The sequence below is a fragment of the Streptomyces sp. NPDC060035 genome, assembly GCF_042736635.1.
In the GTDB taxonomy this organism is placed as follows: domain Bacteria; phylum Actinomycetota; class Actinomycetes; order Streptomycetales; family Streptomycetaceae; genus Streptomyces.
Map to the genome: position 1 here is coordinate 153,084 of NZ_JBHWVO010000008.1, position 13,795 is coordinate 166,878.

14 protein-coding genes and 1 riboswitch are annotated in these 13,795 nt (G+C 71.4%); of the genes, 7 read left to right on the top strand and 7 right to left on the bottom strand.

Features of this window, described 5'->3' with window-relative positions; all coding sequences use genetic code 11:
• Positions 1-61: 61 nt before the first annotated feature.
• Positions 62-134: riboswitch (cobalamin riboswitch) on the bottom strand.
• Between the two features lie 248 nt (positions 135-382).
• Positions 383-847: a hypothetical protein gene (locus ACFWBQ_RS15385; protein ID WP_385488117.1), complete on the top strand. Its 465-nt coding sequence runs from the start codon at positions 383-385 to the stop codon at positions 845-847.
• On the opposite strand, the gene ACFWBQ_RS15390 is transcribed toward ACFWBQ_RS15385, so the two are convergent.
• A complete protein-coding gene (locus ACFWBQ_RS15390; protein ID WP_385488120.1) occupies positions 829-2,310 on the bottom strand; it encodes a PHB depolymerase family esterase in 1,482 nt (493 codons plus the stop codon). The genes ACFWBQ_RS15385 and ACFWBQ_RS15390 overlap by 19 nt on opposite strands.
• Before the next feature lie 274 nt (positions 2,311-2,584).
• Here ACFWBQ_RS15390 and ACFWBQ_RS15395 point away from each other — a divergent pair, with 274 nt between their 5' ends.
• The 6 genes from ACFWBQ_RS15395 to ACFWBQ_RS15420 all read left to right on the top strand — a co-directional run bounded on the left by ACFWBQ_RS15395 (position 2,585) and on the right by ACFWBQ_RS15420 (position 8,055).
• A complete protein-coding gene (locus tag ACFWBQ_RS15395; protein WP_385488123.1) occupies positions 2,585-3,379 on the top strand; it encodes a 3-hydroxybutyrate dehydrogenase in 795 nt (264 codons plus the stop codon).
• A gap of 34 nt (positions 3,380-3,413) precedes the next feature.
• Positions 3,414-5,402, top strand: coding sequence for a helix-turn-helix domain-containing protein (locus tag ACFWBQ_RS15400; protein WP_385488126.1), 1,989 nt, complete (start codon positions 3,414-3,416; stop codon positions 5,400-5,402).
• 272 nt (positions 5,403-5,674) lie between these two features.
• The gene (locus tag ACFWBQ_RS15405) at positions 5,675-6,523 is read left to right on the top strand and encodes a hypothetical protein (protein WP_385488129.1); all 849 of its coding nucleotides are present in this window, start codon (positions 5,675-5,677) and stop codon (positions 6,521-6,523) included.
• Between the two features lie 264 nt (positions 6,524-6,787).
• Positions 6,788-7,066, top strand: a complete 279-nt coding sequence (locus tag ACFWBQ_RS15410; RefSeq protein ID WP_385488132.1) for a hypothetical protein — start codon at positions 6,788-6,790, stop codon at positions 7,064-7,066.
• 276 nt (positions 7,067-7,342) lie between these two features.
• Positions 7,343-7,612 carry a hypothetical protein gene (locus tag ACFWBQ_RS15415; RefSeq protein WP_385488135.1) on the top strand — a complete coding sequence of 90 codons (270 nt, stop codon included), beginning with the start codon at positions 7,343-7,345 and terminating at the stop codon, positions 7,610-7,612.
• 101 nt (positions 7,613-7,713) lie between these two features.
• A complete protein-coding gene (locus ACFWBQ_RS15420) occupies positions 7,714-8,055 on the top strand; it encodes a hypothetical protein (RefSeq protein ID WP_385488138.1) in 342 nt (113 codons plus the stop codon).
• Positions 8,056-8,181: 126 nt separating this feature from the next.
• Here ACFWBQ_RS15420 and ACFWBQ_RS15425 read toward each other — a convergent pair whose 3' ends face one another.
• The 6 genes from ACFWBQ_RS15425 to ACFWBQ_RS15450 form a co-directional block, all read right to left on the bottom strand.
• Positions 8,182-9,168 (bottom strand): alpha/beta fold hydrolase, encoded by a 987-nt coding sequence (locus ACFWBQ_RS15425; RefSeq protein WP_385488141.1) that lies wholly within the window; start codon positions 9,166-9,168, stop codon positions 8,182-8,184.
• Between the two features lie 202 nt (positions 9,169-9,370).
• Positions 9,371-10,270 (bottom strand): alpha/beta fold hydrolase, encoded by a 900-nt coding sequence (locus tag ACFWBQ_RS15430; RefSeq protein WP_385488144.1) that lies wholly within the window; start codon positions 10,268-10,270, stop codon positions 9,371-9,373.
• On the bottom strand, positions 10,267-11,373 hold the full coding sequence (locus ACFWBQ_RS15435) for a branched-chain amino acid ABC transporter permease (RefSeq protein ID WP_385488147.1): 1,107 nt from the start codon (positions 11,371-11,373) through the stop codon (positions 10,267-10,269). The genes ACFWBQ_RS15430 and ACFWBQ_RS15435 overlap by 4 nt, the downstream gene beginning before the upstream one ends.
• A complete protein-coding gene (locus ACFWBQ_RS15440; protein ID WP_385488150.1) occupies positions 11,370-12,257 on the bottom strand; it encodes a branched-chain amino acid ABC transporter permease in 888 nt (295 codons plus the stop codon). Before ACFWBQ_RS15440 ends, ACFWBQ_RS15435 begins: the two co-directional genes overlap by 4 nt.
• Positions 12,257-13,006 (bottom strand): ABC transporter ATP-binding protein, encoded by a 750-nt coding sequence (locus ACFWBQ_RS15445; protein WP_385488153.1) that lies wholly within the window; start codon positions 13,004-13,006, stop codon positions 12,257-12,259. The genes ACFWBQ_RS15440 and ACFWBQ_RS15445 overlap by 1 nt, the downstream gene beginning before the upstream one ends.
• Positions 13,003-13,794, bottom strand: a complete 792-nt coding sequence (locus ACFWBQ_RS15450; RefSeq protein WP_385488156.1) for an ABC transporter ATP-binding protein — start codon at positions 13,792-13,794, stop codon at positions 13,003-13,005. The genes ACFWBQ_RS15445 and ACFWBQ_RS15450 overlap by 4 nt, the downstream gene beginning before the upstream one ends.
• Between the last annotated feature and the right edge of the window lies 1 nt (position 13,795).

The window sequence follows — 13,795 nt, forward strand, 5'->3', positions numbered from 1 at the left end:
ATACCTCGACGGTGCCGGCCACCGGGGTTCCGGTGGCACGAGCCGGTCACGCTCACGGACGGGGCATTCCGGCTCACCACCCCTGCGGGCGGATGACGGCTGCGGGCCAGCGCCGGATTCGCACCGGCTTCCCCCCGTACGGGCATGATGACGACCCGCTCACTCTACCGGGGCGCCTCCGTGCCCTCTCCGGGCGGACGGCTCCGCGCCGGTGGACCTGCCGCAGGACGACGGAGGAAAGGCCTTCCCAGCAGGTCAGAGCGCATGCGAAACTCCGGCGGGGATCGCACGGGCACCCGCCCGTGGGGAGGAACGACCGGGGCGGGAAGCACCTGTGCGTACAAGAAGAACTGTGGCCGTGACGGCCGCGGTGAGCACATTCATGACCATGGCCGCGGGCTGCGGTCTTGTCGGCCGGAGCGACAGCGCACCGAAGCCGTCGCCCGTGCCCGTCGCACCGTTCACCAAACAGACGGTGGCCGACGAGATAGCGGCCTTCGCCGACGCGGCGGGGCTCCCGCCGGGCGACACCTCCACGGACGGCATGCCCGAGGGGGCCTGGCAGGAATGCGTGGCGCCCTGGATGGGGGACGCGCCGGCGGCGGACGCGGCCCAGGCCTTCGAAGCCGCCGTCAAGGCGCTCCGCACCCAGGACTGGGAGATCGTCTCCAGCCACGCCGAGCAGGACGTCACCTTCCGGACCCTCGCCAAGCGGGGCTGGAAGGTGTACGCCCGGCACTACGCGATGGAGGGCTTCGGCACGGAGCAGGTCGTGTCGCTCACAGCCGTCGAGGACGGCTGTGAGCTGCCCGAGGCGATCCGGGGCGACTACGAGGACCCGGCCTGACAACCGGAGTCCGCGATCACGAAGTGGCCGGCCGGTGACTCCCTGAGCGTGTGGGTGACGAACACGTTGTACAGCCCCATGTTCTGCGCGGAGCCGTTCGCGTACACGTAACCGCCCGAGGTGTACGCGCGCCCCGCCGCCACATGCGCGTAGTTCGTCGCGGTGAAGCACCGGGCGGGGGCCTGGCCGCCGGAGGTGGTCGCGGTCACCGCGGACGTGACGGCTCCGGCGGTGCCCGAGGAGTCGGCCGCCGCCACGGTGTAGCGGTAGGAGACCCCGGCGGACAGCCCGGTGTCGGTGAAGGACGGCGAGGTGGGCGAGCCCACCGCGGTGCCGTCGCGGAACACCTTGTACGAGGCCGCTCCCGCGACCGCGTTCCACGACAGCGACGCGGTGCTGTCGGTGACCCCGGTGACCTTCAGCCCGGCGGGGGCCGGCAGCCCGTCCCCACCGCCCGGGGTGCCCTGGTCCAGACCCCAGAACACACCCGTGTAGTACGTGGAGCAGATGGTGTTCAGGAAGTACGCGGCCGTCGACCCGCACTGATCGGCGCCCGAGCCCGGGCTCACCGGCAGACCGTGCCCCATGCCGGACACGGAGAACATCTCCACGGCCGGCCGGCCGGAGGCGTCGTCGTAGGTGGTCTGCGTGGTGTTGCCGGGCAGGCTCCGGGTGCTGGACGGGGTCTGGCCGATGCCCCAGACATCGGTCCACTGGTCGCGCAGCGCGGTGGCGTTGGCCGGGTAGACCGTGTAGTCCGAGGTGCCCTGCCAGATCGCGACCCGGGGCCACGGCCCGGTGTGGCCGGGGTAGGAGTTGCGGACCTTGTCGCCCCACTGGGCGGGCGTCAGCTTCTGCGGCCCGGTCTGGCAGCCGGACGCGGCGGCCTGGCTGGTGGCGCACTGCGCGGGCAGCCCGGAGGCCACGGACCCGCCCGCGAACACATCCGGGTACGCGGCGAGCAGATCGGCCGTCATGCCGCCGCCCGCGGAGAGCCCGGTGACGTACACCCGGCGGCCGTCGGAGCCGTACGTCTGCTTCGCGTACTCGACCATCTGCACGATGGACGCGGCCTCGCCCCGGCCCCGGGTGCTCTCCGCCTGGTCGAACCAGCCGAAGCAGGACAGCGAGTTGTTCGCCGACGTCGTCTGCGGGAAGACGACGTCGAAGCCCCAGGCGTCGGCGAACTTCGGCCAGCCCGAGTTGGTGTAGTAGGCGTTGGCCGTCTGGGTGCAGCCGTGCAGGGCGACGACCAGCGGCGCTCCGGCCGCCAGGTTGTCCGGGGTGTACGCGAACATCTGCAGATTGCCGGGGTTCGTACCGAAGCCGGTGACCTGCGTCAGACCGGCGGCGGCCGCGGCCGGCGGGGCGGTCACGGCCGTACCGAGGGTCGCGGCGAGCAGACCGAGGACTGCGGTGGAGGCGACGCGGCGGAACAGGCGTCGGAGGATCGGTGGGCGCACGGTGGGGCCTCCCTGGTCGGACGTGCGGACTGCTGCGGGAACCTATGAGCCGGAGCGGGCTCCGCCCATGTGGCAGGGGGCCATCCGCGGCGCCGTGCTGTGTGCGGCACTCCTCTTGCGTCCGGTTCCCGGTCTTCTGCATCCGGCTGCCGGCCCCGGATCCGCGCGGCCGCCGCCCACCCCGGCACCATGTACGCCGCCACCATGCCGTCGCCGAAGGGTGTGTGCACCGACCCCGTGTGATGCGGGCGGTGACCTCCTTACGGTGACGCCCATGCAGACTTCCCGGACCCCTGATCAAGAACCCCCCACGCCCCCCGCAGACCGGTCCCTGGCCGGGCGCACCGCGCTGGTCACCGGTGCGGCGAGCGGCATCGGACTGGCCTGTGCGCAGGCACTCGCCGCCGCGGGCGCCCATGTGCACGTGGTGGACAAGGCCGCCGACGCCGTCAAGGAACTGGCCGAGCGGATCGGCGGGACGGCCTGGGTGGCCGACCTCTCCGTGGCCGAGGCGGTGGACGCGCTGCCCGACGGCTCGGACATCGTGGTCAACAACGCGGGGCTGCAGCATGTGGCACCGGTGCATGACTTCCCGCCGGACCGCTTCACACTGATCCACCGGGTGATGGTGGAAGCACCGTTCCGCATCTTGCGCCGTACGCTCCCCGGCATGTACGAACGCGGCTGGGGGCGCGTGGTCAACATCTCGTCCGTACACGGGCTGCGCGCCAGCCCCTACAAATCGGCCTACGTCTCGGCCAAGCACGCACTGGAGGGACTCAGCAAGGTGGTCGCACTCGAAGCGGCGGAGCACGGGGTGACGAGCAACTGCGTCAGCCCCGGCTACGTTCGCACTCCCCTGGTCGAGAACCAGATCGCCGACCAGGCCCGCAGCCACGGCATCTCGGAACAGGACGTGGTGGGCCGGGTGATGCTGGAGCGCAGCGCCATCAAGCGGCTGATCGAACCCGGTGACGTCGCCGGCGCCGTCCTGTGGCTGTGCGGTCCCGCTACGGGACACATCACCGGAACCTCCCTCGCGATGGACGGCGGCTGGACCGCCAACTGACCTTCCGCCCCCCACCGAAGAACGATGGCCGCCCATGTCTGAACCGTCCCCCTCCGCCGCGCCTCTCCTGGCGCGCCTCCTCGACCTGCTGGCCGACGACGCCCCCGCCGAGGAACTCGGCGTCGTCACCTCCGAGGCCCGGGCCGCCGGGGTGTCCGCCGCCGAACTGGCCGAGGTGGAGCGGGCAGCCGCCACCGCCCTGCGGATCAGGGGGGTCCTGCGCCAGCACCGGCGCAGGGAACTCCAGCTCACCGCCCTCTTCGACACCGCGGGCGACCTGGCGGCCTCACGGGACCTGGGCGATGTGCTGAAGGCCATCGTGCGGCGGGCCAGGATGCTGCTGGGCACCGACACCGCCTACCTCACGCTCCCCGACGAGGAGGCGGGGGACACCTACATGCGGGTCACCGACGGATCGGTGTCCGTGCTCTTCCAGCGGCTGCGCCTCGAACTGGGCGAAGGGCTCGGCGGACTCGTGGCGCAGACGGCGAGCCCGTACGCCACCCCCGACTACCGCACCGACGACCGCTTCCACCACACCCACAACATCAACGCCGGTGTGCTGGACGAGGGGCTCGTCGCGATCCTGGGCGTGCCCCTGCTGCTCGGCTCCAGCCGGGGCGGTACGGGAAAGGTCATCGGTGTCCTCTTCGCGGCCGACCGCGCCCCCCGCGTCTTCGGCCCCGAGGAGGTGGCCCTGCTGTGCTCGCTGGCCGCCCACGCCGCGATCGCCATCGACACGGCCCGGGCGCTGGACGACACCAGATCGGCCCTCGCCGAACTCGCCGGGGCGAACGCGGAACTCGCCGAGGCCAACGCCGCCGTACGCGCCCACTCTGCCGCGATGCAACGTGCCGAGGAGGCCCACGACCGGCTCACCGACCTGGTGCTGCGCGGCGGCGACGTCAAGGATGTCGCCGCGTCCGTGGCGGGGCTGCTGGACAGCCCCCTGACCATTCACGATCCGGTCGGGCGGCCACTGGCGGCCGTATCGCCGCACGGCGGGGTGTTCGCCGTGGACAGCATGGACGCGGGCTGGCTCGCCGGGACCGCCGAGGAGTCCCGGCACGGAGGGCGCGCGGTGCACCGCGGCGGTCGGTGGATCTGTGCCGTGCTCGCCGGCCAGGAACTCCTGGCCAGTCTGGTGCTGCACCGGCCGGACCGCCTCGACGACTCCGACCGGCGGCTCTTCGAACGTGCCGCTGTCGTCACCGGTCTGCTCCTGCTCCTGCGTCGCACGGTCGCCGAGACCGAGAACCGGATACGGGGCGAGCTGATCAGCGATCTGCTGGGCGACGCGGGACGTGATCCGGCCGGACTGGCCGAACGCGGCCGGCGCCTCGGCATCGACCTGGACCGACCGCATCTGCTGCTGGTGGCGGAGGCCGACGCGCACGCGCGGGAGAAGCTGGGCGGCGCTGCCATGCGCTATCTGTTCGGCGGGGACATCCACGGGGTGAGCGCCGAACACGCCGGAACAGTGGTGCTCCTGATCGAGTGCGAACGCGGTGGGACCACTGCTGTCGCGGGCGGCGCGGCCCGGGCAGCGGCTTCCCAGCTCGGCCACCTGGTCCAGGGGCCCGTCACCGTTGCCGCCGCGGGACCGGCGCGCGGGCCGGGCGAGCTCGCCGCCGCGTACGCGGAAGCGGCCCGCTGCCTGCGCGCGATGCGGGTCCTGGGCCGGTCCGGAGAAGGTGCCTGCGTCGACGAACTCGGCTTCCTCGGCGTGGTGCTGGGCAATGCGCAGGACGTCGACGGGTTCGTCTCCACCGTGCTGGGCCCGCTGCTCCGGTACGACGCGCGGCGCGGCACGCATCTTGTACGCACCCTGAGCGCGTACTTCGGGGCCGGGGGCAGCCTCATCCGGGCCAAGGACGAACTCCACGTGCACGTCAATACGGTGGTGCAGCGGCTGGATCGCATCCAGGTGCTGCTGGGGCGGGACTGGAACGAGCCCGACCGGGCGCTGGAGCTTCAGCTGGCGCTGCGGCTGCACCTGCTGTCGGGGGACCGAGAACGGTAGTCATGTCAATCCCGTGCCTGGACGTTGGGCCACGCGTGGGTTCTCGGTGGCGCCAGGTTGACCGGCTCGTGCCGACGGCGGGGCCGGGAGAGGGACGGCCACACTGCAGGCCGCACGGTGGAAGCCTGCGCGAAGAGGCCACCGGAATGCGCTGCTGACAGGGTCCGACACGGAGCAAAGCGGATAAAAACTCTTGGTCGCTACTGTTAGCGTTTGCGCACTCACTGCGGGTGCTCGAAGCCCCGTGTATATACCTGAAGGGCCAAAGTTTCATGCGCAAGCTTCAGAAGATGGCAGTCGTCACCCTCGCCATCGGCAGTCTGTCCGGCATCGGTGCCGGCGTAGGCTTCGCCGACGGTCCCCCTCCCGCCTACGAGGGCCAGACCGCCACGCAGTCGGAGCAGGCTCCGCAGCAGCAGGCCTACCCGGAGCAGGCTCCGCAGCAGGCCCAGCAGCAGGCTCCGCAGCAGCAGGCCTACCCGGAGCAGGCGCCCGAGCAGGCCCCGGAGCAGGCTCCGCAGCAGCAGGCCTACCCGGAGCAGGCCCCGGAGCAGGCTCCGCAGCAGCAGGCCTACCCGGAGCAGGCGCCCGAGCAGGCCCCGGAGCAGGCCCCGGAGCAGGCTCCGCAGCAGCAGGCCTACCCGGAGCAGGCCCCGGAGCAGGCTCCGCAGCAGCAGGCCTACCCGGAGCAGGCCCCGCAGGCGGCCCCGGTGCAGGCCCCGCAGGCGGCTCCGGTGCAGGCCCCGCAGGCGGCTCCGGTGCAGGCCCCGCAGGCGGCTCCGGTGCAGGCCCCGCTGGCCGCTCCGGTGCAGGCCCCGCAGGCGGCTCCGCAGGCCGCGCCGGTGCAGGCTCCGCAGGCCGCTCCGGAGAGCACTCAGGTCGCCCCGCAGGTAGCACCGCAGATCTCGCCCCAGGTGGCGCCGGTCGCGTCGCTTCCGCAGGTCCTCCCGCAGGCCGCGCCGCAGGGCGCGAACTACACGCAGAACAACGTCTTCCGCCCGTCCCAGGAGTGCAGCCCCCAGACGGTGGTCGAGGCCAACATTCCGATCGCCCTGCTCTCCGACGCCAAGACCCAGGGCGACACCTGCACCCAGGTGAACAACGCCTTCATCAAGGACTGATTCCACACATCGCGGAAACCCCGCTCCCGTGAGGGGTGGGCGGCCGAACGAGTGATTCCGTGCGGCCGCCCACCCCTCACGTATGACCCGAGGGACCCCGCCGCGCAAGGCGTCGCAGACTCCACCCCAGGTCGAACCGACGCCGGCTGTCCTCCACCCCCGGCGCGCCGTTGAGTGCGGCTGGACATTTCCCCACTAATCTCGTCACTGTAAGCGCACGGACCACCACGGACCGTGTTGTTGTACTGAACAAACGGAGAAGAAATGCGCAAGCTTCAGAAGGCTGCCGTCGTGGTTGCCATGCTCGGTAGTGTCGGCTTCCTCGGCGCAGGCACCGCGTTCGCCGGCGACCACGGCTCGGACATCGAGGTGTCGCAGGCCAACGAGTGCAAGTCGCACGACCTGAACATCGACATCCTCGGCAACGTCGGCGTCGCCAACGGCGTGCTGGGCAACCTGCTCGGCGGCGAGGGCGACCCCGGCGCCCAGGTCACCAAGCAGGGCTCGAGCGTTAGCTGCACCAACAGCGCCTTCGGCGGCTGACCGCCTAGAACGCGGCACAGCGGCGGGCCGCCCCTTGGGGGCGGCCCGCCGTCTTTGTTGTGCGCGGAGTCCTCGTCCGCCCTCCCGCCGCCTCCGGTGGGACACCGGCACGCCTCGCCCGGCGCGCGAATGATCAGTGCGCTCGGCCGAATGGCGGCTGTCACTCTCCGCTTTCGGCGCGCCGTCGAGCGAGGCTGGATGATCTCCCCTAGTCTCGTAACTGTAAGCGCACGGTTCATCACGGACCGTGTTGTAGCGAACCCAAACGGAGAACAAATGCGCAAGCTTCAGAAGGCTGCCGTCGTGGTTGCCATGCTCGGCAGCGTCGGCTTCATCGGCGCCGGCACGGCACACGCCGGCGGCGGCCCGAGCATCGGTGTGGAGCAGGCCAACGCCTGTTCCTCGCACGACCTGAACGTCGACGTCCTCGGCAATGTCGGCATCCTCAACGGCCTGGCCGGCAACGCGCTCGGCGGCGAGGGTGACCCGGGTGCCCAGCTCACCAAGCAGGGCTCGACCGTGACGTGCGCCAACAGCGCTTTCTGAGCGCCGGTAGTCGAGTAAGCACCTGAGAACGGGTCCCGGTTTCCGAGCCACGCGCCCGGCAACCGGGCCCGTTTTTTTCCAATCGTGAAGGAACGCAGCACATGCTCAGTCGGAAGAAGATCGCCCTCGCCTCGTTGCTCCTGAGCGGCTTCGCCGTGGCCGGCGTGGGTGTTACCCAGGCGCACGCCGGAGGGCCCGAGGACGGTTGCACCCGTGACGCGCAGGCCAACGTCACCTGCAAGAGTGAGGCCACGTACACCAGCGAGGACGGCAAGTACCAGGTTCACCAGACGCATGAATGCACGTCGGCTCCGCGCGAGGACGTGAATCAGCCCGCGTCCGGCGCGCAGGAGCCCGGGACGACGCAGGTCGGCACCGTCGTGGAGTGCTCCAACACGGCACCCGCGCTCAACAACTTCGTGGCTCCCAGCTCCGGGCGCTGAGTCCGGACGGCAGGGCCCTGGGCAGCCGCCCCAGGACAAGCCGGTTCCCGGCAGGTGAGCCACGGACGGACGAATGGCCGGACCCGATCGACACGGGTCCGGCCATTCGTGTGTGATCCGGTCGCCTCACAGGCTCGCCGACGCAGCCTCACCCGGCGCCGGGATGACCGGCCGCGGCACGGCGGTGCCCAGCATCTCGACCGGGTTGCAGTACGGCAGTCCGGTGAGCGGCCGACGGGTGCAGAACCTGATGATCAGGTCGGAGAACTCCTCCATCCTTTCCACCGGGGACAGATGGTCGGCCTCCTTGATGGTGGTGAAAGCCGCCGCGGGCAGCGAAGCGGCGACCTCACGCCCCATGGCAGGCGTGCAGAGCGTGTCGTACTCGCCGGTGAAAACCAGGGAGGGCACGGCGGGCACCGGCTCGTTCCGGTACCAGTCGTGGCTCATCAGGCGCGCGTTGTGCTCGACCGACATCCTGATCTCGTCATCCGACTGCGCCATGAACTGCTGAAAGAGCAGCCGGGAGACGACCCGGTGCTTGCGGACGACGCCGGTGCCGGCCGGTGACATGAAGCGCTCGACCAGTTCGGTGGCGATCCCGGCGAGGTCGCCGCACTCCAGCATCCGCGTCCAGCGCGGTACCGCGTCGGCATAGTCGTCCGGGATGACCTTGGTCATCCCGACCAGGCCGAGCTTGGCCACATGGCCGGGGTACTGCTGGGCGAAGCGCAGGGCGATGGCCCCGCCGAAGCAGCTGCCGACCAGGTTGACTTGGGGCATGGCCAACTCCGTCAGCATGTGCCGGACGTTGGCGGCGAGAAAGTCCAGGCCGTGGCCGACGGGAAGGAAGTCCGCCTCGCCGTAGCCCGGCAGGTCCACAGTGACGGTCGTGCAGTGCTCGGCCAGCCACCTCTCGTGCCGCAGCCATGCGTGACGGTTCTGCGATGAACCGCCCAGCAGCAGCAGCGGTTCGGCCTGAGGAGAGTCCTGGTGGACGACGCGGCAGTGGTACGCGAAACCCTCGAATTCGAGGGTCCGTTCCTCCACTCGCACATCGGGGCCGGAAGGTGTCGGATATGTGGCCTGTGCGGTGCCGATGTCAGAGTGCATGGTGCCCCCGAGGGATTGGATGAAGTGTGACCGAATGTCACGATCCTCCCTTTGCACCCCACTTCACGCCGATCAACCCATGGTGGGCGTGTCGGCGAACCCGGAAGCCGACGGCCGCACGTACACCCGCTGCGCCGCGACGCACCTGACTGTGCGGGGACTTGGCCGGTCGCCCGGTCAACCGGCCGGTCCTGCGCGGCTTTCAGGCCGCCGGGTCCGTGTGTGCCGCCCTCAGCAGGTGTTCGGCGATCTCACGACATCCCGCGTCGCCCGTGAGCACTGTGTAGTGGTTGACGTCCGGGAGTCGCACCGCCCGGACCTTCGTCTCCGCCAGGCCCGCCGCTGCCAGCCTGGACTCGTCGTACAGGCCCTGTTCCTCGTTCATCAGGCCCCGCTCCGCCCACAGCAGCGTCGACGGTTGCGTCAGCTTCCTTACTGCCGACAGCACCTCCTCCTCGAAGATGCCGATCCCGTCCGTGCGGATCGCGTCGATACGGCAGCTCGAGTGCATGGCGGGTTCGTCACCCGTCAGGTCGCGCTGGATGTACGCGTCCACCTCGGCAGACCACGCCCCGCCCGCGAACGCGGGGTGCGCCTGCCAGAACGCCCGGTATGCGGCGCGGTCGGTGAAGGTCATGGACAGCCGGTCCATCGCAGGGCCGATCACCGCCGTCAGCAGTTCGTCGGCGGACAGATGGGTGGGGGCGGGGAAGCCGAATCCGCCGTCGACCAGCAGGAGCGGGCCGAAGCGCTCCGGATGCCGCACCGCGGCCAGCGCCGCCACGAACGCGCCCATCGAATGTCCGGTCAGCACCACCCGGTCCAGGCGGAGCGCGTCGGCCAGCGCGGCCGCGTCGTCGGCGTGCGCCGCGATGCCGTACGGGCCGGGCAGCGCGGCGCTGGCGGCGCGGCCGCGCAGGTCCGGTGCGATCAGCGTGGCCCGGCCGGCCAGCTGCCGGGCCACCGGGCCCCAGGAGAGCGCGTTGCCCGTGATGCCGTGCAGGGCCAGGACCACCGGCGCACCGGGATCGGCGGAGGGCCAGCGCAGTACGGCCAGCTCACCCCCGGCCGCAGGGACGCGGATTTCCTCGTACGGGTTCATGAGTTCTCCTTGCGGGGTCGGCGCAGACGGGACGGCAGGCGGGCCAGACCTCCGGGCAGCAGGTGTACCACTGCCACGAACAGAACCCCGAGCAGGAACAGCGGCTGGGAGAGCGGCACCCGCAGCACGGCGGGCAGTTCGGCGACCGCTCCCGATCCGGCGAGGTCGCCGAGCCGGTGGTCCGCCCAGGTGTAGAGGATGCCGCCGACCATCGGCCCCCAGCGGGTGCCGGATCCGCCCAGGACCACCATCACCAGCAGCGAGAGCGTGAAGTCGGAGGTGGTCGTCTGCGGGGTGGAGCCGCCGGTGAGCAGGAGATGGACGAGGCCGCCGACCGCGGCAAGTGCCCCGGCCAGCACGAAGGCCGTCAGCTTGAACCCGTACGGCTTCAGGCCCAGGACCTCCACCCGGCGTTCGTTCTCCTTGATGCCTTCCCAGACCCGTCCGGTGGGTGAGCGGACCGCCCAGTGGACGACGCCGAGGGTGAGGACGAGGTAGGCGAGAGCGATCCAGTAGAGGTTCGCGGTGTTGTCGATGCCGACCAGTGAGGACGGCAGCAGCTCCGCCGGGGCCGCCCGGCCCTCCTCGCCGCCGGTGGAACCGCCGGGGTTCCGGGAGACCAGGATCGAGCCGGCCTGCGCGAAGGCGAGCGTCACCATGGAGAAGCCGATGCCGGTGACCCGCAGGCTCACCGACCCCAGCACCAGGGCGAGCGCGATTCCGAAGCACAGCCCCAGCACGGCGGCGGCGGCGAACGGCAGGCCTGCCTCGAGCAGGAACATGTTGGTGGCGTAGCTGCCCGCCGCGAAGTACAGCGCGTGCCCGAAGGAGAGCAGGCCCGTGCGGCCCAGCAGCAGGTCGTAGCCCGTGGCCAGGGCGCCGAACAGCAGGCAGGTGGCGAGGAGCTGGAGGCTTCCAGGGCTGCCGACCGGTCCGTCCAGCAGGCCCGGGAGGGGAAGTGCGCTGAACGGCGCGACGATCAGGAGCACCAGTACGGCGGCGGGCCACCGGCGCAGCAGCCGGGTGGACCTCCCGGGTTCCGGGGGCGCGGTGGCCGCCGGGCCGCCGTCCGTACGGTCAGGTGTCTGGGTGGCGGTACTCACGCGAGCCTCCCGGTCAGTCCGCGCGGCCGGACGAGCAGCAGCGCGGCGAGCAGGACGACGACGGCCAGGTCGCCGAGGCCCGCTGCGGTGTAGTAGTTGGCGAACTGCTGGACCAGGCCGATGACGACGGCAGCCACTGCGGCACCGGTCACCGACCCCATGCCCCCGGTGACCACCACGACGAACGCGAAGATCAGCAGCGAGGTGCCCTGACGGGGGTCGACCGAGCCGAAGTACAGCCCGCCGAGCGCCCCGCCGAGCGCGGCGGCCGAGCCGCCGATCGCGAAGACGAGCGTGAACGCCCTGCGGACGTCGATGCCGAGCGCGGTCACCATCGCCCGGTCCTCCACCCCGGCCCGCACGACGAGGCCGTGCCGGGTCCGGCCGAGGAAGACGCGCAGCGCCACAAGGACGACGGCCGCCGCCGCGATCAGGACCAGCCGGTTGACCGGAACGTCGGCGCCCAGCAGCCCGAAGGTGCCGGACAGCGCCTGCGGGCCGGGGAAGGTCAGGGCGTCCGAACCCCAGATGCCCGACAGCAGGGCAGGGACGGCGAGCCCCACGCCGACCGTGGCGAGAACCTGCTCGCGAGGCCGGGTGTAGAGGGGGCGGACGACGGCCAGTTCGAGCAGCACGGCTGCGAGGGTGCCCACCGCCGTACCGAACAGCACGGCGAGGACGAAGCCCCAGCCGCCGGCGCCCGCGCCGGGCAGATTCCCGGAGGCCGCCCACCAGGTGCCGTACGCGCCGATGGAAAGGAGCGCGCCGTGGGCGAAGTTGAGCACGTCCATCAGACCGAAGATCAGCGAGAGCCCGGACGCGATGAGGAAGTAGAGCGCCCCCAGACCGAGACCGGTCATGGTGAGCAGCACGATGGTGGACATCAGGAATCCGCCTCCGCGGGGTGGGTGGTGAGGGGGCCCTGTCCCACGCCGAGCAGCTGGCGGGTCGCCTCGGAGTCGCCGAGCAGCCCGTCCGCCGTGCCCCGGTGGGCCGTCCGGCCGTCGGCGAGCACCACGCAGTGCTCGGCGAGGCGCCGTACGACGGCGAGGTTCTGCTCCACGAGCAGTACGGGCACCGCCTCCGCCGCCCGTTCCAGCACCCCGGCCACCTCGGTGACCACCTTCGGCGCCAGCCCCTTGGTGGGCTCGTCGGCGATGATCAGCCGGTTGCCGTTGAGCAGGGTGCGGCCGATGGCCACCATCTGCTGCTGGCCGCCGGACAGCGTCCCCGCCAACTGCCGCTCGCGGAGCTTCAGTTCGGGGAATAGCTCATGGACCAGGGGATAGGCGGGCTCGCCCGCCCCGCGGCGCTCGGCCAGCCGCAGATTCTCCGCCACGGTCAGTCCGGCGAAGATTCCGCGGTCCTCGGGGGCGTACCCGATGCCCCGCCGGACCAGGGTGTGGGTGGGCAGCGCCACGGTCTCCTCGCCGTCGAGCCGCACGCTTCCGGCGCGCGGGACGAGACCGAGGATGCCGCGCACGGTCGTTGTCTTCCCGGCTCCGTTGCGGCCGAGCAGCGCGGTCACCCCGTGGCGTGCCACGTCCAGGTCCACGCCGTGCAGGATGTGCCGGCCTCCGATGAGGACGCGCAGGTCCCGCACGGCGAGCAGCACCTTCGGGTCGGACGTCACAGCCCCTCCCCGAGATAGGCCTGCTGGACGACCGGGTCGGCGGTCACGGCCTGCGGAGTGTCCAGCGCCAGCAGCCGGCCGTGGTGCATCACGGCGAGCCGGTCGGCGAGACCCAGCAGGACGTCCATGTGGTGCTCGACCATGAGGACGGTGCGGCCCTCGTCCCGGTGCAGGGTGCGAATCAGGTCGGTCAGGGCGGGGACCTCCTCCGCGCTGACCCCGGCCATCGGCTCGTCGAGCAGCATCAGCCGGGGCTCACCCACCAGCAGTACCGCCAGCTCCAGCTTGCGTTTCTCGCCGTGGGACAGCTCCGCGGCCGTCGCCCGGGCGCGGTGGCCGAGACCGGTGCGCTCCAGTACGCCGGTTACCTCGGCGGTGTACGGGGAAGCACGCCGCCACAGCCGGTACGAGCCACCGTGGCGGGCCTGCGCGGCCAGCCTGATGTGCTCGGCCACCGTCATCTGCGGCCAGAGGCTGGAGGTCTGGAACGTCCGGCCGATCCCGCGCCGGGCGCGGGTGTGCACGGGCAGCCCCGTGATGTCCGCACCGTCGAGTGCGAGGGTGCCCCCGGTCGGCGGGTTCAGCCCGCTGATCAGGTTGAACAGGGATGTCTTTCCTGCTCCGTTGGGGCCGATGAAGGCAAGGAACTCGCCTTCGCGGACGCTCAGCGTGATGTCATCGAGGATGGTTGCCCCGCCGATGCGCCAGCCCAGTCCGTCCAGTTGAAGCACGGGGACACGCGTACGCGTCCCCTCGTCGTGCGCGGTGATGGCGCCGGGTGCCGTCATT

Coding starts and splice junctions, on each gene's coding strand:
- ACFWBQ_RS15395 (WP_385488123.1), top strand. CDS start 2,585: ATGCAGACTTCCCGGACCCCTGATCAAGAACCCCCCACGCCCCCCGCA.
- ACFWBQ_RS15440 (WP_385488150.1), bottom strand. CDS start 12,257: ATGTCCACCATCGTGCTGCTCACCATGACCGGTCTCGGTCTGGGGGCG.
- ACFWBQ_RS15385 (WP_385488117.1), top strand. CDS start 383: ATGACCATGGCCGCGGGCTGCGGTCTTGTCGGCCGGAGCGACAGCGCA.
- ACFWBQ_RS15400 (WP_385488126.1), top strand. CDS start 3,414: ATGTCTGAACCGTCCCCCTCCGCCGCGCCTCTCCTGGCGCGCCTCCTC.
- ACFWBQ_RS15405 (WP_385488129.1), top strand. CDS start 5,675: ATGCGCAAGCTTCAGAAGATGGCAGTCGTCACCCTCGCCATCGGCAGT.
- ACFWBQ_RS15415 (WP_385488135.1), top strand. CDS start 7,343: ATGCGCAAGCTTCAGAAGGCTGCCGTCGTGGTTGCCATGCTCGGCAGC.
- ACFWBQ_RS15420 (WP_385488138.1), top strand. CDS start 7,714: ATGCTCAGTCGGAAGAAGATCGCCCTCGCCTCGTTGCTCCTGAGCGGC.
- ACFWBQ_RS15410 (WP_385488132.1), top strand. CDS start 6,788: ATGCGCAAGCTTCAGAAGGCTGCCGTCGTGGTTGCCATGCTCGGTAGT.
- ACFWBQ_RS15450 (WP_385488156.1), bottom strand. CDS start 13,794: ATGACGGCACCCGGCGCCATCACCGCGCACGACGAGGGGACGCGTACG.
- ACFWBQ_RS15425 (WP_385488141.1), bottom strand. CDS start 9,168: ATGCACTCTGACATCGGCACCGCACAGGCCACATATCCGACACCTTCC.
- ACFWBQ_RS15430 (WP_385488144.1), bottom strand. CDS start 10,270: ATGAACCCGTACGAGGAAATCCGCGTCCCTGCGGCCGGGGGTGAGCTG.